Origin of the sequence: Pseudomonas sp. G5001, assembly GCF_013385475.1 — a bacterium.
Taxonomy (GTDB): Bacteria; Pseudomonadota; Gammaproteobacteria; order Pseudomonadales; family Pseudomonadaceae; genus Aquipseudomonas.
Map to the genome: position 1 here is coordinate 17,519 of NZ_JACAPZ010000017.1, position 26,321 is coordinate 43,839.

A 26,321-nucleotide genomic window follows, 5' to 3' on the forward strand; every position below is an offset into this window, starting at 1 on the left:
GATTCGTCCCACCGGTAACAGCAGGAGTTCCATGGCATGACGACCCAGCCGCTCAACCGCTCGACCGACCCCAAAGCCCTTCCTCTCACACCGCCCAAGTCCGGCGCGGCGTTCCACGTGCTGCTCAAGAACAGCGCCAACAACAAGAAGGTGGAGGCCGGCGACAAAACCGCGCAAGGGCTCGCTGCCAGCAAGGAACAAGGCTATGAACTGGCCGCCAAGGACGCCGCGCCGCCCACCACCCTGGGGGATTACAAGGCCATCGGCCCGGCGGACGAAGTCGGCCCCGGCCTGATCCGCTATGAAACCCAGGACGGCAAGAAAGTCATCGTCAGCGAAAAAGACAGCCCCGAGCTGTTCAAGCAAGTCAGCGCCGACTTCAAGGCACTCTCCGGCGTCAACGCCAGCGAAGCTGCCGGCTACCAGCGCCTGGGCGGCGACGCCACGGCCCCGGAAAAGCTCGGTGATTACAAATCCCTCGGCCCGCCCGACGAAACCGGCCCCGGCGTGATTCGCTACGAGACCCAGGACGGCAACAAGTTCGTCATCAGCCAGCGCGACAACCCGGAGGCCTTCCAGAAAGCCAAGGAAGCCTATGAAAGCTTCACCGGCCTGGGCAGCAGCGAAGACGCCGGCTACAAGCGCGCCAGCGACAACGAAGTGTGGCCGCCCTACGCCGGCACCACCGTCGGCCCCAAGGATGAAGTCGGCCCCGGCCTGATCCGCTTTGAAAGCAACGGCCAGAAAATGGTCGTGGCCCGCGACGACAACCCCAAGCTGTTCGACTACCTGGCAGGCCTGCACGAGGTCTACACCAACCCCGACAAAAAGGCCGCCGTAGAGTCCGCGCTCAACGACGGCTCGACCCTGGCAGACGCCAATACCAAGGCGCCGGAGCTGAACGACTACAAGGGCTTCGGCTGGATCGAAGGCCAGCAAGGCAATGTGCTGACCTATGAAACCCACGACGGCACCAAGGTCGTCGTATCGGCCGACGTCAGCCCGGAACTGTTCAAGAGCGTGGCCACCGCCCAGGACACCTGGAGCAAGATCCACTCCAGTGAAGACGCCGGCTACAAGCTGGCCGGGCCGAATGACTTCCTGAAGAACACCGAGATCACCTTCGGTTCTCCCGACGAGCTGGGGGACGGCCTGATCCGCTATGAAACCAGCGAAGGCAAGGTCATCGTCTCCAAGGAGCTCAGCCCGCAGCTCTACGACGAAGTGGTGGCGAAATGGGAAGCCTGGAGCGCCGGCACCGTCGACGAGACCCGCGCCAAGTACAACCTGCCGAGCAACGATGAGCTCGACGTGCTCAACCTCGACACCGGCGTGCATGCCGACAAGGACGACGACAAGTCGCCGACCCAGAGCGTCAGCGAACTGGCCACCACCGAACTGATCGACACCTACCGCGCCGGCGTCAAGGACGGCTCGATTCCCAAAGACGACCCACGGGCCAAACTGGTCCGTGCCCTGGAAGCCCAGGCCGCTTACCAGAACGGCCATGGCATCACCGGCTACGAAGAATCCAAGCGCCCGTTCAACACCACCTGGCGCGAGTTCGATGACAAGCAGACCGAGCTCACTTCCGCCGACATGCACGACATCATCGACGGCAAGGCGGTGCAGGAGCAGATCGGCGAGTTGTTCAAGGACCCGACGGTGCAGGCCGACTACAAGACCAAGATGGACGACGCCATCAGTCACCTGCCCAACAAGGACGAGATCAAGCAGAAGCTTCTCGACCTGACCAGCAACCCCGACTATGTGCTGTACCTCAAGGACCTGCAAAAACAGGGCAAGAGCCACGAAGCCCAGCAAGACCTGAGCAACACCCTGACCTCGCTGTCGCTGTTCGACCCGGAAGCCGCCACCAAGGCCGCGCAGAATATCCAGGCCGATGGCCTCACCACCGATCTCAACGAGATTCTCTCGGACCCGAGCAAGATCTCCGACGACAACAAGGAACTGGCCACCAAGGACCTGTTCGGCCTGCTCAAGGGCGTGCTCAAGGGCAACCTGCTGGACCTGCCGCGCCGCAGCCAGGAAGTGCTGGAGAAATTCCTCAACGAGGGCCTGGAAGGCAAGGAGAAATCCTCGGCCGTGACCAAGGCCCTGGAAGAGCTCGGCGACGTCTACAAGAACAGCGGCACCATCAGCGAAGCCGACGTGAAAACCGCCCTGAGCAAACCGTATATCCCGGTGGCGGATCGCGGCATGCTCGGCGAAGTGTTCAACACCCTCAACAGCAAAGGCATCCTCGGTTCGATGGGCGCCGGCGTCAGCCTGTTCTCGGGGATTTACCAACTGGTGGGCAAAGGCGGCAAGCTCGGCGAAACCCCGGCCCAACGCATGACCATCGCCAAGGACTTCCTGAGTTTTGCCGGCGGCGCCAGCCACTTCGTCAAGCTCGGTGACAAGATCGGCGAAGCCCTGGGCAAGGGCGGCCTGGTGGACTTCCTCGGCCTGGACAAGACCCTGCCGGAAATCTGGGGCAAGGAAGGTGCGGCCGGCAAAGTCATCGACTTCAGCAAGCCCACCGAGATCGACTCAAAGGTCAGCAAGGAAATCGCTGCGGCCCTGGACGCGGTTCCCGACAGCCAGTACGACGGCGTGGCCAAGCTGTTTGGCGAGGGCGACAAGGCGGTAACCGAAGCCACCGAAGGCCTCGCCACTCACCTGGATGACGGCCTCAAGGCAGCCGGTGCGGCCAAGCTTGGCGCCTCCCAATCGGCGAAGATCGCCGGTTCCGTGATCAAGGTGTTGGGCCCGGCGACGGACATTGCCGGTGGTTTTGCCGACATTGTGCTCGGCGCCCTGGCGATCAAAAGCGGCGTGGACAGCAAAGACCCGTTGGCTCAGGCCGCAGGTGGCTTGCAAGTGGCGGGCGGTGCGTTCGGCGCGTCGGCCGGGGTATTGGGTGCGGCGGCGCTGTTTGGCGCGGGCACGGCGGCGGCGCTGACCGGGCCGCTGTTCCTGGTGGGCGTGGTGTTGGCGGTGGTGGGCGGGATCATCGGTTACTTCGTCGACCACAACAAAAAACAGAAGGCCACCGAGAAGGAAAACGACTGGTACCGCGACCTGGCCGGCGACGGCTTGTTGCAGGACAACTGGGCGGACAAGGTCGAATACGCCCACTACGAGATCCACCACTACCACGGCCGCGACACGCCGACCGATGACAGCCTGTTCCGCTTCCAGCAATCGGAGTGGGAGCATTTCGACTCCACACCACAAAGCGGCGGCTCGTCGAGCAACCGGCTGGATGGGGATTTGCACAAGGACTACAAGGACCCTAGTGAAACGCCCAAGGCACTGCCGGATGCGTCGGATGAGAAGCCAGGATCCCGGCCATCGGGCGGCGGGCCTCGGCTCAACTAACCCTCCAACGGCTGTATGCAAAACAAAATGTGGGAGCGGGCTTGCTCGCGAAAGCGCTGGATCAGTCATTGTAGATGTCGACTGTCACACCGCCTTCGCGAGCAAGCCCGCTCCCACATTTGGATTGGGTTCACAACTGGACTCGGGTTTACAGCTTGGCGATCGACACTTCAGTCGACTTCACAAAGGCAATCACTTCGCTGCCCACCTTCAACTCCAGGTCACGCACCGAGCGTGTGGTAATCACCGACGTCACGATCCCCGACGCGGTTTGCACGTCGATCTCGGACACCACTTCGCCGATCAGGATTTCCTTGATCACGCCTTTGAACTGGTTGCGCACGTTGATCGCTTTAATGGTCATGTCGGCTTTCCTTTGGTCTGTTGGGTCAATCCGCACGAATGCGCAGGCACTCAAAGTGCCCTATTCGTGAAACCAACAAAAGGAATATATAACTCTTTATTTATTCCATAAAAACATATGAAAGCTGTTGCACAGCCAACAGTGATTCAACAAAGTGCCCGCCTCCCCACTCCCAACCACTCCCCACGTAGCAGCTGTCAAGCCCAAGCGAGACTGCGTCAGCGGTCTGTCTGACACACCGCGAACGCAGCCTCGCTTGGGCTCGACAGCTGCTACGCCAGGGTGCTGCCCTGCCCTGCAAAGACGCTGGCACAGAGACTGCATATTCCTATAACGCATGATGGAACATGCCATATGAATTTTCTGAATATAAGAAAAGCCTTCTCTTTTCCCGCCTTGTCCGGAGCTGTTCCATGAAACCCTTCTTCAATACCCTGTTGGGCGCCTGCGCCCTGGCCCTCAGCCTGCAACCCCTGGCCCATGCAGCGGAAACCGACCCTGCGCAAGTCAACCTGGACTACGCCTACTACTCCCCGGTGAGCCTGGTGCTCAAGCACTTCGGCTGGCTTGAAGAAGCGCTGCCGCAAACCAAGGTCGGCTGGGTGTTGAGCCAGGGCAGCAACCGTTCCCTGGAATACCTCAACAGCGGCGGCGTCGACTTCGCCTCGTCCGCCAGCCTGTCGGCGGTGCTCAGCCGGGCCAATGGCAGCCCGATCAAGTCGGTGTATGTGTACAGCCGCGCCGAGTGGACTGCACTGGTGGTGCGCAAGGACTCGACGTTCAACAGCGTCAGCGACCTCAAGGGCAAGAAAATCGCCGCCACCAAAGGCACCGACCCGTACCTGTTCACCCTGCGCAGCCTGCAGAAAGCCGGCCTGAGCAAGGACGACGTGGAGCTGGTGCACCTGCAGCACCCGGACGGCCGTACCGCCCTGGAGAAAGGTGATGTGGACGCCTGGGCCGGTCTCGACCCGCACATGGCCGCCAGCGAAATCCAGGCGGGTTCGCGCCTGCTGTACCGCAACAAGGACTTCAACAGCTACGGCGTGGTCAGCGTGACCGACAAATACGCCAAGGAGCATCCACAGACCATCGCCAAGGTGCTCGGTGCCTATGAAAAAGCCCGCAACTGGGCGGTGAAACACCCCGACGAATTCGCCAAGCTGCTGGCCGACGAATCCGGCCTGCCTCTGGACGTGGCCAAGCTGCAATTGTCGCGTACCGACTTGAGCAGCCCATTGCTCACTGCCCAGGACGTGGTGTCGTCCAAGGCGGCCGCGCCGATCCTGGTGTCGGAAGAACTGGTGCGCCGTGGGGTGAATGTGGATCAGGTGATCGACCAGTTGATCGACCCAAGCTTTGGCCAGGCTTTGCCTCGTCCATAAGGGGAGCGTCATGAGCAGCAAAAGCGAAACCCTGCCCGTCGCACTCGCGCCAACGCTCACCGTGCAGCGCAGCGCCTGGCCGCGGCGGCTCAAGGGCCTGGCGTTGCCAGTGTTGATCCTGGTGATCCTTGAAGTGGTGGTGCGCATCGGCTGGCTGCCGTCCTACCAGATGCCGGCGCCCAGCGAGATCGCCGTGACCCTCACCGACCTCGCCGAAGGCGCGCTGTGGAAACACATCAGCGCCAGCCTGTTGCGGGTGCTGCTGGGGTTCACCATCGGCGCCGGCCTGGCCCTGGTGTTTGCCGCCTGGGTCGGCTTGAGCCGCGAGGCCGAGGCGTACCTGGAACCAACCTTCGCCGGCCTGCGCTCGATCCCGAGCCTGGCCTGGGTGCCGCTGTTGCTGCTGTGGCTGGGCATTGATGAGACCTCGAAGATCGTGCTGATTGCCATCGGCGCGTTCTTCCCGGTGTACCTCAATGGCGTCGCGGCCATTCGCGACATCGACCGCAAGCTGGTGGAAGTCGGGCAGATGTATGCCTTCAGCCGCACGCGCCTGGTGCGTCGCATCCTGTTGCCTGCCGCCCTGCCCGGCCTGTTCACCGGCTTGCGCAGCGGCCTGAGCCTGGCGTGGATGTTCCTGGTGGCGGCCGAGTTGATCGCCGCGACCAAGGGCCTGGGTTACCTGCTCAGCGATGGCCGGGAAACCTCACGGCCCGACATTGTGCTGGCGGCGATCATCGTGCTGGCGCTGCTGGGCAAGATCAGCGACGGCCTGTTGGCGGCCCTGGAAAAACGCTGCCTGGCCTGGCGCGATACCTTCAACGGCCAAGGCCCGGAGAATTGAGCATGAGTGAAGCGCTACTGGACATTCGCGTCGAGCGGAAAAACTTCGGCGCGACGACGGTGCTGACCAACGTCCATTTGGCCTTGCAGCCGCGGGAAGCCGTCAGTTTGCTGGGCCCCAGTGGCTGCGGCAAAAGCACCTTGCTGCGGATCGTCGCCGGGCTGGAAAAGGACTATCAGGGGGAACTGTTGCAAGGTGGTGGTGAGGTCGCGTTTGTGTTCCAGGAGCCACGCCTGATGCCGTGGCTGACGGTGGAGCAAAACATTGGTTTCAGCGATGACGTTGGCTATGACAAGGCCTGGGTCGCGCAGTTGATCGATGAGGTTGGGCTTACGGGTTTTGGCCAGGCGTTGCCCAAGGCGTTGTCTGGCGGGATGGCGCAACGGGTGGCGATTGCTCGCGGGCTGTATTCACGGCCGCAGGTGCTGTTGCTGGACGAACCGTTCAGCGCGGTGGATGCGTTTACCCGCATGAAGCTGCAGGACCTGCTGCTGCAATTGGCCGAGCACCACGGGATCGCCCTGCTGCTGGTGACTCACGATGTGGACGAGGCGCTGTACCTGAGTGACCGGGTGTTGGTGATGGATAACCGGCCGAGCAGTATTCGCCAGGAGCTGGCGGTGGAGCTGGTGCATCCGCGGGATCGGCGGGATCCGCTGTTGGCGCGGCTCAAGGCACTGGCGTTGACTGAGCTGCAGCGGGCGCATGTGATCTGAAAGGCACGTGTTGAGTCCGCCCAAAATCAAAAGCTGAAGCGGGCACGGTTCAAATGTGGGAGCGGGCTTGCTCGCGAAGGTCGTTAACGATGACGCGGGCATCCTGATTCAACGCGGCGCTCTCAGGTTTTTCGCGAGCAAGCCCGCTCCCACAAGGATCGCATCAAGCAGCCGATTTACGTGGCGTCAACGTCACCCAATACCGCGTACGAAACTGCACATCCAGCGCCATCGTCGACGCCAGCAACACAAGAATTCGATCGGTATCGGCCAACTGAAAACTCCCGGTCACCCGCAGCGTTTCCAGGCTCGAGTCCCAACGCATCACCCCTGGCCGATACCGCTCCAGCTCCCGCAAAAAATCACCCAACAGCTGGTTCTGCGCAGTCAGCACACCGTCGCGCCAACCCAATTGCAACGCATCAAACCCCACCGCAGCGCCCATCCCCGACGCCTGCAACCGTGCCTGCTGCCCCCCCTGCAATGTCGCCACTTGCCCACGCAGGTCCTGCACCTGCACCGCGCCCTTCAACACCGACACCAAACACCCGGAAGACAACTGCCGCACACACACTTCAGCCTGGCTGACGATCACCTGGCCATAACGCGTCTGCACCGTCAGCGCACCAGCCCCCGGCACCGTCAACGCCATCTCCCCTTCCACCAGCGTCACACGGCGCCGGGCCGTATCCACGTCCACCGCGCTCGCGGTATTCAGTTGCAGGCTGCTGCCATCCACCAGCGGCACTCGCTTGCGTTCGCCAGTAGCGGTGTGCAGGTCGGCGCGCCACACGTCGATAGGCAATTGCCGGCTGAGCAACCACGCGGTTGGCAACAACGCGGCGACGCCCAAGGCACGCTTGAGTACTGCACGCCGTCCCGGTTGCGGACGATCAAGGCTGGCCATGGCCAACGCTGGCGGCAAGTCGGTAAACCGTTGGCGCAGCGACTGGGCTTTTTGCCAGATCTGCTCATGCTGGGGATGGCTGTCACGCCACTGCTGCAGGCGGGCGTGATCACGTTCGGTGGCGCTGCCGGATTCCAGCAACGCCAGCCATTGCGCCGCCGCCCGGGCGAGATCCGGCGCAGTACGGCTCACAGTTCCACCAGCAGGCAATGCTCGTAAGCCTGGGCCATGTAGCGCTTGACCGTACGCTCGGACACCTTGAGCCGCTCGGCAATCTCCCGATAGCCGAGTCCTTCCAGCTGGCTCCAGAGAAACGCGCGGCGCACCACCGCCGGCAAACCGTCGAGCAATTCATCCAGGGCTTGCAGGGTTTCCAGCAGCAACCAGCGTTGCTCCGGCGACGGCACGCAAGCCTCCGGCAACTGCATCAACGCATTGAGATACGCCTGTTCCAGACTGCGCCGCTGGTGAAAATTCACCAGCAAGCGCTTGCCCACCGTCACCAGATAGGCCCGGGGCTCCTGCAATTGCGCAATCGGCTGCGCGCTGGCCAGCACCCGCAGGAACGTGTCCTGGCTCAGGTCGGCCGCATCCCAGGCGTTGCCCAAGCGGCGCCGCAGCCAGCTTTCGAGCCAGCTGCGGTGGTCGCGGTACAACGTGTGAAGGCTGGGTTCAGCGAGGTGCGTCGGCACTACAGCATCATTCATGGCAAGTAACCTGCGCGGCGCGAGTCAGTCTCAAATGAGATTCATTCTATTTAATAACCTGCCGGCGTACCACGTTCTTTTGCACACGATGTTTAAAGCATTGCGGCCTTTTGCCTGAGCATGTCGATAAACAACCCCAACTCGCGGCTCACCGGGTCGCCCTTGCGCAGCAGCATCCCGAACGGTGCCAGTTGCACCTCCAGCACCACCGGCAAGGCCACCACGAGGCCCATTTTCAAGTAATCCCGCAGGGCGCTTTCCGAGAGCACCATGATCGCGTCGGTGAGTTGAATCAGTTGCTGCATGGAATACACCGAACTGCACTCGATAATGTCCGCCGGCTGCGGCAAGGCCAGGTGTTGCAATGCTTCATCAAAACCAATGCGCGCCGGGCTGGTTTGCGGTTGCAGAATCCACGGCCAGTCACTGACCAGTTCCGCCAGCGGCAGATGCTCGCGCTGGGCCAGGGTGTGGCCGGCGTGCACCACCACCAGCATGCGTTCGTTGCCCAGGGGCTCAAAGGTGTAATGCTCACTGTCGGTGGCGGCGTTGCGCCGGGCGATGGCCAGGTCGATGCGGCCTTGCTCCAGCAACTGGATCACCTGGTCGCTGGTATCGCCCATGATGCGAATGCGCATCTGCGGGTTGAGGGTTTTGATCTGCGCAATGGAGTCCATCACAAGGTCCGGCGCCGCGCCCATGATGGTGCCGATCGACAAATACCCGTAGCCGCCCTGCTGGCGCATCATCAGTTCCTCGGCGCAGCGGTCGAGGCCACTCAGCGCCGACTCGGCAAAGCGGATCAATTCCTTTCCCAGTGCCGTCGGGCGCATGCCCCGGGGCAGGCGCTCGAACAGGTCACAGGCAAACATATCCTCGATCTCGCGCAACATGCGCGTCGCCGCCGGCTGCGACATGTTCAGGCTTTGGGACGCACGGTGCAGGTTCTGGCTGGAACTCAAGGCCACCAGCATATGCAGATGCTTGTAGCGCAGGCGGTTGAACAGGCTGCGGGAGATTGCGGGACTACTCATTTTTTTCCTTGTTATCGATACCCTGAGGTTATCAGTTGTAAGCGAGATTCGATTTGTAGCGTATAGATGGAGCGCCGTACAGTCCTTCCCATAAGAACAAAACAACTGGACTGAACAATGAAGACCCTGCCTGCGTCCTTGCTCGCCAAGATTTCCTGGCGGCTGCTGCCCTTTCTGCTGTTGATGTACATCATGGCCTTCCTCGACCGCGCCAACGTCGGGTTCGCCAAGCAAGCCTTCCAGGCCGACACCGGCCTCAGTGATGCCGCCTTCGCCTTTGGCGCCGGGGTGTTTTTTGTCGGCTATGCGCTGCTGGAAGTGCCGAGCAACCTGATCATGCATCGCGTCGGTGCCCGCCTGTGGATGTGCCGGATCATGGTCAGTTGGGGCCTGGTGTCCGCCGCCATGATGTTTGCCCATAACGAAACCAGCTTCTACCTGTTGCGCTTCCTGCTGGGCGTGGCCGAAGCCGGATTCTTCCCCGGGGTGATTCTCTACCTCACCTACTGGTTCCCCTCTGCCGTGCGCGGCAAGGCCATGGGTTTCTTTTACTTTGGCGCGCCCCTGGCCTTCATCTTCGGCAGCCCGCTCTCGGGCCTGTTGTTGGAGCTGGACGGGTTCTCTGGGCTGCACGGCTGGCAATGGCTGTTCGCGGTGGAAGGCCTGATGGCCACCGCGGTTGGCATCTGGGCCTACTGGTACCTGGACAACCGCCCCGCCGATGCCAAATGGCTGAGCGTTGCAGAGCGCCGCCAGATCCAGGACCTGCTCGACCGCGAAGACCAGCACAAAACCTCTCACGGCCGTAGCCTGCTCACTGTGCTGTGCCAGCCCAGCGTGCTGTACCTGTGCCTGGTGTACATGCTGATCCAGGCCAGCGTTTACGGCGTGGTGTTCTACTTGCCAACCCAGGTCGGTGGGCTGCTGGGGACCAGGGTCGGCTTGATGGTGGGCCTGGTCTCGGCGATTCCCTGGGTCTGCGCGCTGTTCGCCGCGTGGTGGATTCCCGGCTACTCCGACCGCACCGGTGAACGCCGCAAAGCCGCGTCCCTGACCCTGTTGATGGCCGCCGCCGGGATCGCCTGCTCGGTGACCTTTGCCAACCCGCTGCTGGGCATGCTCGCCCTGTGCTTTGCCGCCTCGGGCTTTATCGCCGTGCAACCGGTGTTCTGGACCTTCCCGTCCAGCTACCTGGCCGGCAGCGCAGCGGCCGCCAGCATCGCCCTGATCAACTCCTTCGGCGCCCTCGGCGGTTTTATCGCCCCGGTGCTGAAGAACTGGGCAGAAACCGCCTTTCACTCCCCTGCGGCCGGCCTTTACCTGCTGTCCGCCACCACTGTAGTCGCAGCCTTGCTGGTACTCGGTATCCATTCCCCAGGCCATAAAGCGACGAACACGCCGGCCACTGTTTAATCAAGGAGTCACACCATGGGCAATCTCACAATCAAGCACGTGCGCGCCTTTGTGCTGCGCGGCGGCGGCGCGGACTACCACGACCAGGCAGACGGCCACTGGATCGACGATCACATCAGCACCCCCATGAGCAAATACCCCGAGTACCGCCAGAGTCGCCGCAGTTTCGGGATCAACGTACTCGGCACGCTCGTGGTCGAAATCGAGGCCAGCGACGGCACCGTCGGGTTCGCCGTGACCACCGGTGGCGAGCCCGCCGCCTATATCGTCGAGAAGCACCTGGCGCGCTTCCTGGAAGGCGCCCGCGTCACCGATATCGAAAAAATCTGGGACCAGATGTACCAGTCCACCCTGTACTACGGCCGCAAGGGCCTGGTGATCAACACGATCTCCGGTGTCGACCTGGCGCTGTGGGACCTGCTCGGCAAAATCCGCCAGGAACCGGTGCACCAGTTGCTCGGCGGCGCGGTGCGTGACGAATTGCAGTTCTACGCCACCGGCGCCCGCCCGGACCTCGCACAGAAGATGGGCTTTATCGGCGGCAAGATGCCCTTGCACTACAGCCCATCGGAAGGCGAAGAAGGCCTGCGCAAAAACCTCGAGGAACTGGCCACCATGCGCGAACGGGTCGGCCCGGACTTCTGGCTGATGCTCGACTGCTGGATGAGCCTGGACCTGAACTACGCCACCAAACTGGCAACCGGCGCCCATGAATACGGCCTGAAATGGATTGAAGAAGCGCTGTCGCCCGACGACTACTGGGGCTATGCCGCCCTGCGCAACAACGTGCCCAAAGGCATGTTGGTCACCACCGGCGAACACGAGGCTACCCGTTGGGGCTTTCGCATGCTGCTGGAGATGGGTTGCTGCGACATTATCCAGCCGGATGTGGGCTGGTGCGGCGGCCTCACCGAGCTGGTGAAAATCTCCGCCCTGGCCGACGCCCATAATGCGCTGGTGGTGCCTCACGGCTCGTCGGTCTACAGCTACCACTTCGTCGCCACCCGCCATAACAGCCCGTTCGCCGAGTTCCTGATGATGGCGCCCAAGGCCGATGAGGTGGTGCCGATGTTCCACCCGCAACTGCTCGGTGAGCCGGTGCCGGTGAATGGCCGCATGCGCCTGTCGGTGCTCGACAAGCCCGGGTTTGGCGTGGACCTCAACCCCGATTGCCAACTGCATCGTCCGTATAACCGCTGAGGATTCCTGCCATGAACATGCCCCACAACGCTTTCAAGGCTGCGCTGCGTAAAGACGCTGCGCAATACGGGATCTGGGCCGGCTTCGCCACCGCCTACGCCGCCGAGATCGTCGCCAGCACCGGTTACGACTGGATGCTGATTGACGGCGAACACGCCCCCAACACCGTGCCCAGCGTGCTCAACCAGCTCCAGGCCGTGGCGCCCTACGCCACTGCGCCGGTGGTGCGTGCGGTAAGCAGCGACGCCAACCTGATCAAGCAACTGCTGGACGTCGGCGCCCAGACGCTGATGATCCCGATGGTCGAAACCGCCGAGCAAGCCAAGGCCCTGGTGCGTGCGATGCGTTATCCGCCCCACGGTATTCGTGGCGTTGGTGGCGGCTTGACCCGCGCCACCCGCTGGGACGGCGTGTCGGATTACCTCAACACCGCCCATGAACAGCTGTGCCTGATCGTGCAGGTGGAGTCGCGTCGCGGCGTTGAAAACGTCGCGGCGATTGCGGCGGTGGAAGGCGTGGACGCGGTGTTTATCGGCCCCGCCGACCTGTCCATCGGCCTCGGTCACCCCGGCAATCCCGGGCACCCCGAGGTACAGGAGCGCATCCAGTACGCAGTCAATGCCACGCTGGCGGCCGGCAAGGCCTGCGGCATTCTCGCGCCCAACGAAGACGACGCCCGCCGCTATCAAGCCTGGGGCTGCCAGTTCATTGCGGTGGCCATCGACATCAGCCTGCTGCGCCAGGGTGCCATGTCGACCCTGGCCCGCTATCGCCCCGCCGCCGACGCCAAAGCACCGTCACGTACTTACTGAGGAGCCAAGCATGTCATCCGTACCGGTCTACCAGAACTTCATCAACGGCCGCTTTACCTCCAGCGATGCGCACCTGGATGTATTGAACCCGGCCACCGGCGCCCTGTTGTCGAAGGTCCCGGCGTCCACCTCCGAAGACATCGACCAAGCCTTGGCTGCCGCACATCATGCGCAAAAAGACTGGGCGCGCAAACCGGCGATCGAACGTGCCGGGCACTTGCGCCGCATCGCCGCCAAGCTGCGGGAAAACGTCGCCCACCTGGCGCGCACCATTACCCTGGAGCAAGGCAAAGTCAGCGGCCTGGCGGAAGTGGAAGTCAACTTCACCGCCGACTACCTCGACTACATGGCCGAGTGGGCGCGCCGCATTGAAGGCGAGATCATCACCAGCGACCGCCCCAATGAAAATATCTTCCTGTTCCGCAAACCCCTGGGTGTGGTGGCCGGCATCCTGCCGTGGAACTTCCCGTTCTTTTTGATCGCCCGCAAGATGGCCCCGGCGTTGCTCACCGGCAACACCATCGTGATCAAACCCAGCGAAGAAACGCCGAACAACTGCTTCGAGTTCGCCAAACTGGTGGCCGAGACCGACCTGCCGGCCGGGGTATTCAATGTGGTCTGCGGCGATGGCCGCGTCGGTGGCGCCCTCACCGCCCATAAGGGCGTGGACATGATCAGCTTCACCGGCAGCGTCGCCACCGGCTCGCGGATCATGGCTGCCGCCGCCCCCCATATCACCAAGCTCAACCTCGAGCTGGGTGGCAAGGCACCTGCCATCGTCCTCGCCGATGCCGACCTGGACCTCGCGGTAAACGCCATTCGCGACTCGCGGATCATCAACAGCGGCCAGGTGTGCAACTGCGCCGAACGGGTGTACGTGGAGCGCAAGGTGGCTGACCAGTTCATCGAGCGCATCAGCGCCGCGATGGCTGCCACCCGCTACGGCGATCCCATCGCCCAGGCCGATGTGGAGATGGGCCCGCTGATCAACCGCCAAGGCCTGGACAGCGTCAATCGCAAGGTACGCACCGCCTTGAGCCAGGGTGCATCGCTGGTCACCGGTGGACAGATCGCCGACCTGGGCCAGGGCTTTCACTTCCAGCCGACGGTATTGGCCGGTTGCCACGCCGACATGGAAATCATGCGCGAAGAAATTTTTGGCCCCGTGCTGCCGATCCAGATTGTCGACGACCTGGATGAGGCCATCGCCATGGCCAACGACTGCGACTACGGCCTGACCTCTTCGATCTACACCCGCGACCTGGGCAAGGCGATGCAGGCGGTGCGCGAATTGTCGTTCGGCGAAACCTACGTCAACCGCGAGAACTTCGAGGCGATGCAAGGCTTTCATGCCGGCGTGCGTAAATCCGGGATCGGCGGCGCCGATGGCAAGCACGGCCTGTACGAGTACACCCACACCCATGCGGTGTACTTGCAGAGCTGAAGTGGTGCAACGGGCCTTGGCGCGGTAGCGTGCGGGCCCTTCCCCATCCATTGTTCCGAAGGATTGCGCTATGCCCCTTACCCCTTACAGCGGGCCGATCATCGACAGCCATTTGCACCTGTTCGACCCGCGCCGCCCCCAGGGTATTCCCTGGCCCGAGCCGGGAAACGCGCTGTATGCCGCACATTTGCCGGCGGATTATTGGCCGCTGGCAGGCGAACATAACGTGATCGGCGCGATTGCCGTGGAAGCCAGCCCGTGGCGCGACGACAACCGCTGGTTGCTGGAGACCCTGCGCAGCGACCTGCGCATGCTCGGTTTCGTCGGCAACCTTGACCCGCTGCACGGCGACTTTGCGGCAGACTTCGATGCCTTGGCCCATGAACCGCTGTTCCTCGGTTTGCGCTACGGCAACCTGTGGGACCGCGATTTGCCAGACGACCAGAAGCGCCCCGGCTTTATCGAAGGCCTGCGCCGCCTCGCCGAATACGGGCGTGGCCTGGACAGCGCCAACCCCAATCCGCGCTTGATCAAAGGGCTGCTGCATTTGAGCGATGCCTTGCCCGAGCTGCGCATCATCGTCGATCACCTGCCCAATGCCAGCGTGCCCGCCGGCGAAGAATCCGCGTATCACGCCGACCTGATGCGCCTGGCAGAGCGGCCGAATGTATTTGCCAAACTGGCGGAAATCCCCCAGGTCGGCCCGCAGGGTCTGATCCTTGACCCGGCGTTCTACAACGACCGCCTGGCCGTGCTGTGGGAAGCCTTTGGCGAAGACCGTTGCTTCTTCGGCAGCGACTGGCCCAACAGCGATCACCTGGCCAGTTTCGCCACCACCCTGGGCCTGGTGAAAGCCTGCATGGCGGGCAAACCCGAGGACGTACAGGGCAAGTTTTTCCTGCACAACGCGGTGCGCATCTACAGTCCTACGCCACCCCACGGAGGCAAGTAATGCAGACCCGAGCCTTTCGCATGAACCTCAACCCCGGTCAGCACGCCGAGTACCGTCGACGCCACGATGAGATCTGGCCCGAACTGGCCCAGGCCCTGCGTGATGCCGGCGTGGTGGACTACCGGATCTTCCTCGACGAGGCCAGCAACGCCTTGTTCGCCGTGATGACCCACGAAGAGCGGCACGGGCTCGACGCACTGCCGGGCACCGAGCTTATGCAACGGTGGTGGCAGTACATGCAAGACATCATGCCCAGCCAGCCGGACGCCTCGCCCGTCAGCGTGGATTTAATCCCGATGTTCAGCCTTACCCCAGGCTGAAACAGCGCGCTACCACAACAATAAAAAAGGATTCGACTACGTGGAAATCATTCTCTTCGGTGTGATTCTGCACTTCATCGGCGGCTTCGCCTCCGGCAGCTTCTACATCCCCTACAAGAAAGTCCGCGGCTGGGCCTGGGAAAGCTACTGGATCACCGGCGGCCTGGTGTCATGGCTGATCGTGCCGCTGATTGCCGCGCAACTGACCGTGCCCGGCTGGGCCGACATCCTGCGCCAGGCCGACAGCAGCACCTTGCTCTGGACCTACCTGTTCGGCGTGCTCTGGGGCATCGGCGGGCTGACCTTCGGCCTGACCATGCGCTACCTCGGGCTGTCCCTGGGCATGTCGCTGGTACTGGGCCTGACCTCGGCCCTTGGCGCCTTGATGCCGGCGCTGTATCGCGACCTGTTCACCGACGCCACCGAAGGCACCCTGACCTCAATGCTCGCCTCCCAGGGCGGGCATTGGGTGCTGTGGGGCGTGGCGGTATCGCTGGTGGGCATCGCCGTGTGCGGCAAGGCCGGGCTGATCAAGGAACGAGAAGTGCCGGAAGCGGTGAAATTCGCCAGCATCAGCGAGTTCTCGGTGGCCAAGGGCATGCTGGTTGCGGTGATCTCCGGGGTGCTGAGCGCGTGCTTCAGCTACGGTATTTCAGCCGGGCGCCCACTGGCTGCCGCGGCTGTCGAGCATGGCGCCAACAGCCTGTTCCAGAACAACGTGACCTTCATGGTGATCATGTGGGGTGGCCTGACCACCAACGGCCTCTGGTGCCTGTGGCTGAACTGGCGCAACCGCACGTTCCACAACTACACCGACCGCAGCACTCCGCTGCTTGGCAACTACCTGTTGGTGGCGTGTGCCGGCACCCTGTGGTTCCTGCAGTTTTTCTTCTACGGCATGGGCGAAAGCCGCCTGCAGAACGACGCCAGTTCGTGGGTGTTGCACATGTCTTTCATCATCATCGTATCCAACTGCTGGGGCCTGTATTTCCGCGAATGGCAGGGCACCAGCGCCACCAACAAAGGCGTATTGGCCGCGGGTATCGCGGTGATTCTCGGTGCCATTGCCATGGTCGGTTACGGCAACTATCTCGGCTGAGGCCGCTTTTTTTCAGGAGTTCACTTATGTTACTTGCAGACAAAACCGTGATTATTACTGGCGCCTCCCGTGGAATCGGCCGCGCCGCCGCCAGGGAATGTGCACGCCAGGGTGCCCGTGTGGTCATCGGCCACAGTGGTAGCGGCCAAGGCACTGAAGCGGCGTTTTCGTTGATCGAGGAAATCAAGGCGTTCGGCGGCCAAGCGGTGGAGGTGGGCGGCGATGCGGCTGATCCGGACACCGGCGACAAACTGGTGGCCGGCGCGCTCAAGGCATTCGGCAGTGTGGATGTGTTCGTCAACAACGCCGGGATCTGTCCGTTCCACTCGTTTCTCGACATGCCGCGTGAGGTGTACCTGAAGACGGTCAACACCAACCTCAACGGCGCCTACTTCGCCGTGCAAGCGGCGGCAAACCAGATGAAAAACCAGGGCAAGGGCGGCGCGATCATCGCCGTCAGTTCCATCAGTGCGCTGGTGGGTGGCGGGATGCAGACGCACTACACGCCGACCAAGGCCGGGCTGCACTCGTTGATGCAGTCCTGTGCGATTGCGTTGGGGCCGTATGGTATTCGCTGCAACTCGGTGCTGCCGGGAACGATTGCCACCGATATCAACAAGGAAGACTTGGCCGACGAGGAGAAGCTGGCGTACATGACTTCGCGCACGCCGTTGGGGCGCCTGGGTGAACCCGACGACGTCGCGGGGCCCATCGTGTTCCTAGCCTCGGACATGGCGCGGTATGTGACCGGAGCTTCGCTGTTGGTAGACGGGGGATTGTTTGTCAACTTGCAGTAGCGTTGGGAAGCGGGCCGCCGCGACGGGGCGTCCCTGCCCCGTGCTACCTGCGTTCGGCCAGCGTGGTTTAACGGGGCGCCTCAGATCAAGAGCACAGCGGCCTGAAAGCCGACTTGAGTGTTGAAGAGCAAAATCAAAATCTAAAGCGAGCACGGTCAAAAAATGTGGGAGCGGGCTTGCTCGCGAATGCGGTGTGTCCGTCACCCAATGCATCAACTGACAGACTGCATTCGCGAGCAAGCCCGCTCCCACATTTGGACCGTGTGCGCCCTTGATCTTGCTCTGGCTTCTACCACTCAAGCCGGCCTGTAGGCCGCTGTGCTCTTGCTTTTGATTTTGATCTGGCTCTGACTGCCCCAATAAGCCCGAGNNCCGACAGGCGGGGCAGAGCCCTGTGCTTACTTTGGGCTGGGCCGGCATTCCGGCTTTTCCAAAGCGAGTCGCTGTAAGAGCGAAACCATAAGCAGCCGTTACTCAACTAACGGATATGTACACCAAAAACCCCCTACCCCTCACAATCGAAAACCTCCCCACGCCTAACCACACTACCCGCCGCAAGCACCGCTCCCGGTGCCAACACACCATTGGCTCCAACCCGCGACTGATCCCCAAGCAGCGCGCCAAACTTGTCACAGCCGGTGCGCTGCAACTGCCCGTCAATGCGCACCTGCACTTCCTTGTCGTCACGCTCGTTCCGGTAGTTGGCCACGATACTGCCGGCTTCCAGGTTAACCCCGCGGCCCAATACCGAATCACCGACAAAGTTGAAATGCGCCAACTTGCTGCCGCTGAAGACAAAGGACGTCTTGAGCTCGGCACCCGGTCCGAAGATGCAATATTCATCCACCCAGCAACCGCCGCGAAGGTAGGCACCGGCAGCGATAAAACAGTGGGCGCCGATGATCAGCGGCGCTTTCAAAACAGCGCCCGCCTCCACGACCGCAGTACGGTGCACGGCAATCTCGTCATGAATCTCATAGTCATCATCAGAAAGCCCCGCCAGCAATTTGCGAACGATTTCCGGCGCCTGGGTCACCAACTCCCACGGCGCAAGATCCACCCAGGGTGCCAGCGGCGAACGGGAAAAATCAGCGATGTAATCGGTCAGTCGAATCAACGTCGAGCCCTCCAGATCAGAGAAGCCCGAAACGCTAGCATGAAATGCAACTTTACAGTTTGTATAGATATGGATATTTTATCCACCTAACGACATTCGAGAGGTCCCTCCCATGCCACCGTCTTCCTACCATGACGTAATCAAAGCCGCCGAGCGCCTGGAAGGCTTCGCCCACCGCACGCCGGTGTTCACCTCGCGTACCCTCGATGCCGAGACCGGCGCCCAGGTGTTTATCAAGTGCGAAAACCTGCAACGCACCGGCTCGTTCAAGTTTCGCGGCGCCTTCAATGCGCTGTCGCGTTTTGATGAGCAGCAGCGCAAGGCTGGCGTCGTGGCGTTTTCCTCGGGTAATCATGCGCAAGGCATCGCGCTGGCCGCGCGGTTGTTGCAGATGCCGGCAACCATCGTGATGCCCACCGACGCCCCCGCCGCGAAGGTCGCCGCTACCCGGGAATACGGTGCAAGGGTGGTGTTCTATGACCGCATCACCGAAGACCGCGAGCAGATTGGTCGCACACTCGCCGAGCAACACGGCATGACCCTGATCCCCTCCTTCGACCACCCGGACGTGCTGGCCGGCCAGGGCACTGCCGCGAAGGAGCTGCTGGAGTTCACCGGCCCGCTGGACGCGCTGTTTGTCGGCCTGGGTGGTGGCGGCATGCTCTCCGGCACCGCGCTGGCCACCCGTGCGCTGGCGCCCGATTGCCTCGTGTACGGGGTCGAGCCCGAAGCCGGGAACGACGGCCAGCGCTCCTTCCAGAGCGGCAGCATCGTGCACATCGACACGCCCGTCACCATCGCCGACGGCGCCCAGACCCAGCATTTGGGTCAGCACACCTTCCCGATCATTCGCGAGCAGGTCACTGACATTTTCACTGTCTCGGACGCCGAATTGGTGGCCTCGATGAAGTTCTTCATGCAGCGCATGAAGATGGTCGTGGAGCCCACCGGCGGCCTTGGCCTCGCGGCCCTGCGAAACCTCAAGCATCAGTTCCGGGGCCAGCGCGTGGGCGTCATCGTGACCGGCGGCAACGTCGACCTCCAAACGTATGCGCAATTGCTGAGCGCTCCACAATGAACTTCATCCACACCCCCGCGGCCTCGGCGCCTGCCGGTCACTACTCCCAGGCCGTAAGCCACCAGGGCACGCTGTACATCTCCGGTCAATTGCCGGTGAGCCCTGACGGGCGTCATAACCTCGAGGCTTCGTTTGCCGAACAGGCTCAAGTGGCCCTGGACAATCTGATGGCGATTTTGAAGGCCGCAGGCGGCTCACCCGCAGACCTGGTGAAAGTCACGGTGTACGTGGTGGGGGTAAAACACTGGCCTGAATTTGATGGCTTGTACGCCGCTGCGCTGGGAGATCACCGCCCCGCCCGCGCGGTGGTGCCGGTGCCGGAACTGCACCACGGCTATCTGATTGAAATCGAAGCCGTGGCGCGCTCGGCATAGGTCATTTGGCGTAGGTGTAGACCGCCGCCCGCGAGACCCCAAGGTGTGAGGCAACCGTTTCCATGGCACGCCGGATGTCCATCACGCCGGCTTCTTTCAGCTCTTGCATCAGCAGGCGCCGGTCGGCGGCCTTGAGGGCACGTGGGGTGGTCGCCAGGCGTGCGGCGAACTGGTCGATGCGTGCACGAATGGCGTCGGCACCGGACGGGTCGAGAGACTCGGCGGGCCGGTCGCCGCTGACCGAGCCGAACTGTTCCAGCATGCCCTGCAAGCCACGGAACAACGAGAGGTCGACGTTCATGCACAAGGCCGCCACGTACTTGCCGGTGGAATCCTTGATGCCGATGGAAGTGCTCTTGACCTGACGCCCGTCGGCGAACTGGTTCTGGTAGTTGGCGATCACCTGCGGGTACTCGGGATCGGCAATCCGCGCCAGGCCCAGCTCGGTGGCCGGGTCACCCGGCTGGCGCCCGGAGAGGTTGTTGTGGATGGCCATGATTGCGTGCTGCGGGTCGCGCAGGTCGTGCAGCACGACCTCGCAAAACGGGCTGAAGGTCTTGCTCAGGCCTTCGGCAATCTGTTCGAGTTGGCTGATCAAGGCCGCTTGTTCGGGAGTGTGTTTTTTCATTCAGACAACATATCCAGTACTGGATAGACCGTCAATTTACCTTTTGGAGTGTGCACGATGGAAACCCCGACAGCTTTGCTGGATGTGACCCGGATGCAGCGCAATATCCTGCGTATGCAGCAGCGTGCCGATGACTTGGGTGTGAGCTTGCGGCCCCATGTGAAGACCCATAAATGTGCCGAGGTGGTGGCGGCACAAATCGCCGCCGGGGCCACGGGGATTACGGTTTCGACGTTGAAGGAGGCCGAGTATTTTTTCGACCTCGGCATTCGGGACGTTCTGTATGCGGTGGCGATGGCGCCGCATAAATTGCCTCAGGCGTTGGCGTTGCGTCGTCAGGGGTGTGCGCTGACGCTGATCACCGACAGCCTTGCCGGGGCCCGGGCGATTGTCGAGTTTGGTGCGCTGCAGGGTGAGGTTTTTGCGGTGCTGATTGAGATTGACTGTGATGGGCACCGGTCCGGGGTGAAGCCTCAGGATCCGCTGTTGCTGGAGATCGCCAGGCTGCTGTATGGCGGCGGGATGCTTGCCGGGGTGTTGACTCATGCCGGGGAAAGTTACGGGCTGGATACGCCTGAGGCGTTGCGGGCGATTGCCGAGCAGGAACGGGCGCGCTGTGTTGCAGCGGCCGAGGTGATTCGGGGGGCGGGGTTGCCTTGCTTGCAGGTGAGTGTGGGTTCGACGCCCACGGCGCTGTCGGCGGTGAGCCTGGAGGGTGTGACTGAGCTGCGGGCTGGGGTTTATGCGTTTTTTGATTTGGTGATGCATAACGTTGGGGTGTGCCGCATTGATGAGCTGGCGTTGAGTGTGCTGACTACGGTGATCGGGCATCAGGTGGAAAAGGGCTGGATCATTACCGACGCGGGGTGGATGGCGATGAGTCGGGATCGTGGGACGCAGTCGCAGAAGCGGGATTTTGGTTATGGGCAGGTGTGTACCGAGGGTGGTGAGGTGATTGAGGGGTTGCTGGTGGGCAGCGCGAATCAGGAGCATGGGGTGGCTTGGTTCGACGGGGTGGCGGTGGATGTGGTTGAGCGGTTTCCGCTGGGGACGCGGCTGAGGGTTTTGCCTAACCATGCGTGTGCTACGGGGACGCAGTTCGGCAGCTATGGCGCGCTGCTGGAGAATGGTGAGGTGCAGGTTTGGGAGCGGTTGCGGGGGTGGTAGATCGGGGGCATATCCGTTATTTGGGTGATGGCCGATATTGGTTCCGCTCTTACAGCGGCCTGAAAGCCGGCTTGAGTGTTAAAAGCCAAATCAAAAGCTAAAGCGGGCACGGTCCACTGTAGGAGCTGGCTTGCCGGCGATGGCATCAACTGGGTGTGCCTGATGCACCGAGGTGTCTGCATCGCCGGCAAGCCAGCTCCTACAGAAAAGCGCTTGGCTTTTAACACTCAGGTCGGCTTTCGGGCCGCCGTGTTCTTGCTTTTGATCTTGATCTGACTGCCCCAATAAGCTCGAGGCCGAACGCAGGTATTGCGCGGCGGCGGCCCTCGCTGTAAGAGCGAAACCATAGGTAGCCGTTACCCAGATAACGGATATACACCCATACCAAAAGAGTATCAAACCATACCAACCCGATATTAGACGAAAGCAAAACCAGCAGAGGAAACTACCCACAATTACAAAAATACCTAAAGAGTATAAAAAATGCCGACCCACTCCTCATGGATCGTACTGTCCATCACCGGCCTGTACATGCTCAGCCTGGCACTGATCAGCTACGGCGTGCGCCGCCACTCCCGCAGCGCCAACAACTACACCACCGGCGGCGGCCACTTCCCGGCGTTCCTGATCGGCTTCCTGATGCTCTCGGAATTTATCGGCACCGCAGTCAGCATCGGCACCGCCCAAACCGGCTTCAAGGTCGGCATCTCCGCCGCTTGGAACCTGTTCGCCCTGGCCCTGGGCTTCGTACTCTTCGCCTGGCTACTGGCGCGCAAATACAAGGACCTGGGCGACAACACCATCTCCGGCGTACTCGCGCGCAACTACGGCCAACGCACCCGCTTCGCCACGTCGATCATCACCATCTTTGCCCTGGAGATCGTCGCCGTCTCGATCTACGCCAGCGGCGGCGCCGTATTGGCCAGCGTGATGCAAGTAGACCGAACCCTGGCGATCGTGATCGTCGGCGTAGTCTCGGTGGCATACGTCAGCATCGGCGGCATGCGCTCAGTGATCTACACCAACTTCGTCCACGCCGCCCTGAAATACCTGGGCGTCGGCCTGGCCTTGTGGTTCGGCTTGAAGCAGGTGGGCGGCATCGGCCAGCTGCAAGCGCAATTGCCCGCCAGCATGTTTGACTGGACCGCCGTGGGTTGGGGCCAGATCATCGCCTGGATGATCGCCGGGATCGGTTCGATCTTCTCCACCCAATACGTAATCCAGGCGGTGAACACCGTCAGCCATGCAGGCAAGGCCCAGCGCGCCTGTTTCTACGTGGCGGTGCTGATGGTGCCGTTCGGCATCGGCGCAGCACTGATCGGTATGTGCAGCGCGGTGCTGTTCCCCCATGTCGACTCCCTGCAAGCCTTCCCCACCCTGATCGCCAGCATGGACCAACTGACGGCCGGGCTGGTGGTGGCAGGCCTTGCCGGCTCGCTGTTCGGCACCATTTCGGCGGTGAGCATGGGCTCGGCGACGTTGTTGCTGCGGGACTTCTACGAGCCATGGTTCAACCCGGAAAAAAGCGACGCCAAGTCCCTGCGCTTCGTGCGCCTGGCGACCATCGCTGTCGGCCTGTTGCCGATTGCCCTGGCACTGACCTCGGACAAGGTGCTGATGATCGCCTTCCTCGGCAAGGCGTTGCGCGCCTCCCTGGCCGTGCTGGTGTTGATGGTGTTCTACGCGCCGAAATTCGGCACGGCGGCCGGGGCATTCCTGAGCATCATTGCCTCGTTGCTCGCGACCGTGGGCTGGTTCCTCGCCGGTAATCCGTGGGGCATCGACAACGCCTACATCGCCCTGTTCACGCCTTTGATCATCATGGGCATCAGCCATGTGACGCGCCGCAGGACACCGGCCGAACCCCTGGTGGCAGCCACGAGCTGAGGTAGGATGGCAGCCTCAGCCAAAAGGAACTTGTGAAATGCTGCCGATTCGCACCCCGTTGATCCTGCACCCCGGCTTGTCCACCGCTACCCGGCGGGTCTGGCTGAAGCTCGAGAACCTGCAACCCTGTGGCTCGTTCAAGTTGCGCGGCATGACCACGCTGTGCGCCTACGCGGCGAGCCAGGGCAAGACCACGGTGGTATGCCCCTCCGGCGGCAATGCCGGGCTGGCCACGGCCTTCGCGGCGCGCGGCCTGGGGTTACAGGCGCGGATCGTGGTGCCGACCACCACCCCCGAAGCCACCCGCGCACGCATCCGCCAGGCCGGGGCCGAGGTGGTGGTGCACGGTGATCTGTGGGATCAATCCAATGAGCTGGCGCTGCAACTCTCCGAATCACCTGAGGCACTGTATGTGCCGGCCTTTGATCACCCGCTGTTGTGGGAAGGCCACAGCAGCATGATCGACGAGATTCTTGAGGACTGCCCTCAGGTGGGCGCCATCGTGACCTCGGTGGGCGGCGGTGGACTGCTCGCGGGCGTTCTGACGGGCCTGGAGCGTCATGGGCGGTTCGGCTGCAAGGTGATTGCGTGTGAAACGGCGGGCGCGGCTTCGTTTGCTGCTGCCGTAGAGGCTGAAAAGCCCGTGCGGCTGGCGAAGATCGATACCGTGGCCAAGTCGTTGGCCGCGACCCAGGTGGCGGCGTGGCCGGTGCAGCATATCGGCAGGTTTGCCCATCAATGCGTGGTGTTGAGTGATGCCGACGCGATGATGGGCGTGGCGCGGTACGCCGATGATTTACGCCAGTTGGTGGAACCGGCATGTGGGGTTTCGTTGGCCGTGGCGTATCTGGAGCATGGGGCGATTGCCGGGATTGAGGATGTGGTGGTGATTGTGTGTGGTGGGGTGAGCATCAGTGCGGAAACGGTTGCTCAGTGGCAGAACACGGTCTCTCTACCGAATTAAATCCCCCTGTGGGAGCGGGCTTGCTCGCGAAGGCGGTGGTTCAGTCGACATATCCAGCGCCTGACACACCGCCTTCGCGAGCAAGCCCGCTCCCACATTTTATCGGTGGTGGCCTCAGGCATCCTGCAGGATCAGATCCGCGCCCTTCTCCGCCACCATCAACACCGCCGCATGGGTATTGCCCGAGGTCACGTTGGGGAAAATCGACGCATCGACAATCCGCAGTCCTTGCATCCCGTGCACCTTCAGGCGCTTGTCCACCACCGACACCAGCGGGTCCGAGCCCATGGCGCATGAGCCACACAGGTGATAGATCGAGCCGCTGTTCTCGCGGAAGTACTGCAGCATCTGCTCATCGGTTTGCACCGCCGGCCCCGGCAATACCTCGGCCACAGTAACGCCCTTGAGCGCCGGCGCCTGCATGATCTTGCGCATCAGCCGGCTGCCCTGGATCACCTCGTCGATGTCCTTTTGGGTGCTCAGGTAGTTGGGGTCGATCAAGGCCGCGTCCCGTGGGTTTTTCGAGGCGATGCGGATCGTCCCGCGGCTGGTAGGCCGGCACGGGTTGAAGCACAGCAGGAAGCCTGAATACGGCTCGGGCTTGAGGCTGGCCTTGTTGTTTTTCGGGATCTGGTACGACAGCGGGTTGAAGTACAGCTGCAGATTGGGGTGCGCCTGCCCTTCGTTGCCGCGAAAGAACCCGCCGGCCTGGTTGACGCTCATGGCCAGCGCGCCCTTGCGGGTCAGCAGGTATTTGAGGCCGAGTTTGAACTGGCCAAACAGCGAACTGAGCTGGTCGTTCAGGGTCGGGATATTGGCCTTGTAGTAATAACTGGCGCAGAGGTGGTCCTGCAGGTTCTGCCCCACTGCAGGCAGGTCCTTGACCAGCGGGATGTTGTGTTCGGCGAGCAATTGCTTGTCCGCCACACCCGACAGTTGCAGGATCTTCGGCGTATCCACCGCCCCGGCGCACAGGATCACCTCCTTGCGCGCGGTAAAGGTGCGAACCACGCCGTGCTGGGTCACGCTGATGCCGGTGGCGCGCTGCTGATCGTCGAACAGCACGCGGTCTACCAGCGCATGCAACTCCACGGTCAGGTTCGGCCTACCCAACGCCGGGTGCAGGTGCGCAAAGCTGCTGGAGCAGCGCTCACCGTTGCGGGTGTTGACGTCGTAGAGGCCCGCACCTTCGAAGTTCGGCCCGTTGAAGTCATCGCTCAGGCCATAGCCCAATTGCTCGCAGCCCTTGAGAAATACATCGCAGATGGCGTGAGTCTGGCCCTTCATCGGGGTGATGCTGATGGGGCCGCTGCTGCCGTGGTATTCGGTGTCGCCCAGGGGGTGATTTTCCAGCTTGCGGAAGTACGGCAGCACGTCCTTGAAGCCCCAGCCGTCGTTGCCATTAGCCGCCCAGTCATCGAAATCATGGGCCTGGCCGCGCACGTAGATCATGGCGTTGATCGAGCCGGAACCGCCCTGCACCTTCCCCCGCGGGGCATAGATGGCACGGTCGGCCAGCTGTTTTTGCGGCTGGCTGTAGTACATCCAGTTGAAGGTCGGGTTGTAGTACATCTTGGCGAAACCGACCGGGATCTTGAACCACCAGGAGCTGTCCTTGCCGCCGGCTTCCAGCAGCAATACCGAATGCTCGCCCGAGGCGGAGAGTCGGTTGGCCAGGACGCAACCTGCGGCGCCGGCGCCGGCGATGATGTAGTCGTATGTCATTCA

The 26,321-nt window shown here is 62.3% G+C and carries 24 protein-coding genes; 17 read left to right on the forward strand and 7 right to left on the reverse strand.

Going from position 1 to position 26,321, the window contains the following annotated elements; translation table 11 throughout:
* Positions 1–36 precede the first annotated feature (36 nt).
* On the forward strand, positions 37–3,384 hold the full coding sequence (locus HX805_RS14970) for a hypothetical protein (protein WP_134326606.1): 3,348 nt from the start codon (positions 37–39) through the stop codon (positions 3,382–3,384).
* A gap of 148 nt (positions 3,385–3,532) precedes the next feature.
* On the opposite strand, the gene HX805_RS14975 is transcribed toward HX805_RS14970, so the two are convergent.
* Positions 3,533–3,748: a molybdopterin-binding protein gene (locus HX805_RS14975; protein WP_003217010.1), complete on the reverse strand. Its 216-nt coding sequence runs from the start codon at positions 3,746–3,748 to the stop codon at positions 3,533–3,535.
* Positions 3,749–4,161: 413 nt separating this feature from the next.
* On the opposite strand from HX805_RS14975, the gene HX805_RS14980 reads away from it, so the two are divergent.
* Genes HX805_RS14980 through HX805_RS14990 form a run of 3 tightly spaced genes read left to right on the forward strand, consistent with a single transcriptional unit; the run spans position 4,162 to position 6,693 of the window.
* Entirely contained in the window at positions 4,162–5,133 is a 972-nt protein-coding gene (locus HX805_RS14980; protein ID WP_087693845.1) for an aliphatic sulfonate ABC transporter substrate-binding protein, read from the forward strand.
* A gap of 10 nt (positions 5,134–5,143) precedes the next feature.
* Positions 5,144–5,977, forward strand: a complete 834-nt coding sequence (locus tag HX805_RS14985) for an ABC transporter permease (protein WP_177116994.1) — start codon at positions 5,144–5,146, stop codon at positions 5,975–5,977.
* Between the two features lie 2 nt (positions 5,978–5,979).
* Positions 5,980–6,693 carry an ABC transporter ATP-binding protein gene (locus HX805_RS14990; protein ID WP_177019626.1) on the forward strand — a complete coding sequence of 238 codons (714 nt, stop codon included), beginning with the start codon at positions 5,980–5,982 and terminating at the stop codon, positions 6,691–6,693.
* Between the two features lie 163 nt (positions 6,694–6,856).
* Here HX805_RS14990 and HX805_RS14995 read toward each other — a convergent pair whose 3' ends face one another.
* From HX805_RS14995 to HX805_RS15005, 3 genes are all read right to left on the reverse strand, one after another.
* Positions 6,857–7,792: a FecR domain-containing protein gene (locus HX805_RS14995; RefSeq protein ID WP_177116995.1), complete on the reverse strand. Its 936-nt coding sequence runs from the start codon at positions 7,790–7,792 to the stop codon at positions 6,857–6,859.
* Complete coding sequence (locus tag HX805_RS15000) at positions 7,789–8,307, reverse strand: sigma-70 family RNA polymerase sigma factor (RefSeq protein WP_087693848.1); 519 nt, start codon at positions 8,305–8,307, stop codon at positions 7,789–7,791. Before HX805_RS15000 ends, HX805_RS14995 begins: the two co-directional genes overlap by 4 nt.
* Positions 8,308–8,399: 92 nt before the next feature.
* Positions 8,400–9,341: a LysR family transcriptional regulator gene (locus HX805_RS15005; protein ID WP_177116996.1), complete on the reverse strand. Its 942-nt coding sequence runs from the start codon at positions 9,339–9,341 to the stop codon at positions 8,400–8,402.
* Between the two features lie 117 nt (positions 9,342–9,458).
* Between HX805_RS15005 and HX805_RS15010 the strand changes: the two genes are divergently transcribed.
* The 8 genes from HX805_RS15010 to HX805_RS15045 all read left to right on the forward strand — a co-directional run bounded on the left by HX805_RS15010 (position 9,459) and on the right by HX805_RS15045 (position 17,378).
* Entirely contained in the window at positions 9,459–10,754 is a 1,296-nt protein-coding gene (locus HX805_RS15010; RefSeq protein WP_177051389.1) for an MFS transporter, read from the forward strand.
* 15 nt (positions 10,755–10,769) lie between these two features.
* Complete coding sequence (gene rhmD, locus HX805_RS15015) at positions 10,770–11,954, forward strand: L-rhamnonate dehydratase (RefSeq protein WP_102605248.1); 1,185 nt, start codon at positions 10,770–10,772, stop codon at positions 11,952–11,954.
* Between the two features lie 11 nt (positions 11,955–11,965).
* On the forward strand, positions 11,966–12,766 hold the full coding sequence (locus tag HX805_RS15020) for an HpcH/HpaI aldolase/citrate lyase family protein (protein WP_177116997.1): 801 nt from the start codon (positions 11,966–11,968) through the stop codon (positions 12,764–12,766).
* 10 nt (positions 12,767–12,776) lie between these two features.
* Positions 12,777–14,210, forward strand: a complete 1,434-nt coding sequence (aldA, locus tag HX805_RS15025) for an aldehyde dehydrogenase (protein ID WP_177116998.1) — start codon at positions 12,777–12,779, stop codon at positions 14,208–14,210.
* 70 nt (positions 14,211–14,280) lie between these two features.
* Positions 14,281–15,162 (forward strand): amidohydrolase, encoded by an 882-nt coding sequence (locus HX805_RS15030; protein ID WP_177116999.1) that lies wholly within the window; start codon positions 14,281–14,283, stop codon positions 15,160–15,162.
* Positions 15,162–15,482, forward strand: a complete 321-nt coding sequence (rhaM, locus tag HX805_RS15035) for an L-rhamnose mutarotase (RefSeq protein WP_102605251.1) — start codon at positions 15,162–15,164, stop codon at positions 15,480–15,482. Before HX805_RS15030 ends, rhaM begins: the two co-directional genes overlap by 1 nt.
* 40 nt (positions 15,483–15,522) lie before the next feature.
* On the forward strand, positions 15,523–16,581 hold the full coding sequence (gene rhaT / locus HX805_RS15040; protein WP_102605252.1) for an L-rhamnose/proton symporter RhaT: 1,059 nt from the start codon (positions 15,523–15,525) through the stop codon (positions 16,579–16,581).
* 26 nt (positions 16,582–16,607) lie between these two features.
* Positions 16,608–17,378: an SDR family NAD(P)-dependent oxidoreductase gene (locus HX805_RS15045; RefSeq protein ID WP_008431301.1), complete on the forward strand. Its 771-nt coding sequence runs from the start codon at positions 16,608–16,610 to the stop codon at positions 17,376–17,378.
* Between the two features lie 505 nt (positions 17,379–17,883).
* Here the strand turns inward: HX805_RS15045 and HX805_RS15050 are convergent.
* A complete protein-coding gene (locus HX805_RS15050; RefSeq protein ID WP_087693858.1) occupies positions 17,884–18,495 on the reverse strand; it encodes an LpxA family transferase in 612 nt (203 codons plus the stop codon).
* A 112-nt stretch (positions 18,496–18,607) separates the two neighbouring features.
* Here HX805_RS15050 and HX805_RS15055 point away from each other — a divergent pair, with 112 nt between their 5' ends.
* Together HX805_RS15055 and HX805_RS15060 are read left to right on the forward strand one after the other, a co-directional pair.
* Positions 18,608–19,573, forward strand: coding sequence for a threo-3-hydroxy-L-aspartate ammonia-lyase (locus tag HX805_RS15055; RefSeq protein WP_177117000.1), 966 nt, complete (start codon positions 18,608–18,610; stop codon positions 19,571–19,573).
* A complete protein-coding gene (locus tag HX805_RS15060) occupies positions 19,570–19,947 on the forward strand; it encodes a RidA family protein (protein WP_177117001.1) in 378 nt (125 codons plus the stop codon). Before HX805_RS15055 ends, HX805_RS15060 begins: the two co-directional genes overlap by 4 nt.
* A gap of 1 nt (position 19,948) precedes the next feature.
* Here HX805_RS15060 and HX805_RS15065 read toward each other — a convergent pair whose 3' ends face one another.
* Entirely contained in the window at positions 19,949–20,575 is a 627-nt protein-coding gene (locus tag HX805_RS15065) for a transcriptional regulator (protein WP_003212543.1), read from the reverse strand.
* 57 nt (positions 20,576–20,632) lie between these two features.
* On the opposite strand from HX805_RS15065, the gene HX805_RS15070 reads away from it, so the two are divergent.
* From HX805_RS15070 to HX805_RS15080, 3 genes are all read left to right on the forward strand, one after another.
* Positions 20,633–21,742: a DSD1 family PLP-dependent enzyme gene (locus HX805_RS15070; RefSeq protein WP_177008511.1), complete on the forward strand. Its 1,110-nt coding sequence runs from the start codon at positions 20,633–20,635 to the stop codon at positions 21,740–21,742.
* Between the two features lie 483 nt (positions 21,743–22,225).
* Positions 22,226–23,629, forward strand: a complete 1,404-nt coding sequence (locus tag HX805_RS15075; RefSeq protein ID WP_008432557.1) for a sodium:solute symporter family protein — start codon at positions 22,226–22,228, stop codon at positions 23,627–23,629.
* Between the two features lie 37 nt (positions 23,630–23,666).
* Complete coding sequence (locus tag HX805_RS15080) at positions 23,667–24,593, forward strand: pyridoxal-phosphate dependent enzyme (protein WP_177117002.1); 927 nt, start codon at positions 23,667–23,669, stop codon at positions 24,591–24,593.
* Positions 24,594–24,707: 114 nt separating this feature from the next.
* Here the strand turns inward: HX805_RS15080 and HX805_RS15085 are convergent, their stop codons facing one another.
* Positions 24,708–26,318 carry a GMC family oxidoreductase gene (locus HX805_RS15085; RefSeq protein WP_003212548.1) on the reverse strand — a complete coding sequence of 537 codons (1,611 nt, stop codon included), beginning with the start codon at positions 26,316–26,318 and terminating at the stop codon, positions 24,708–24,710.
* Positions 26,319–26,321 lie beyond the last annotated feature (3 nt).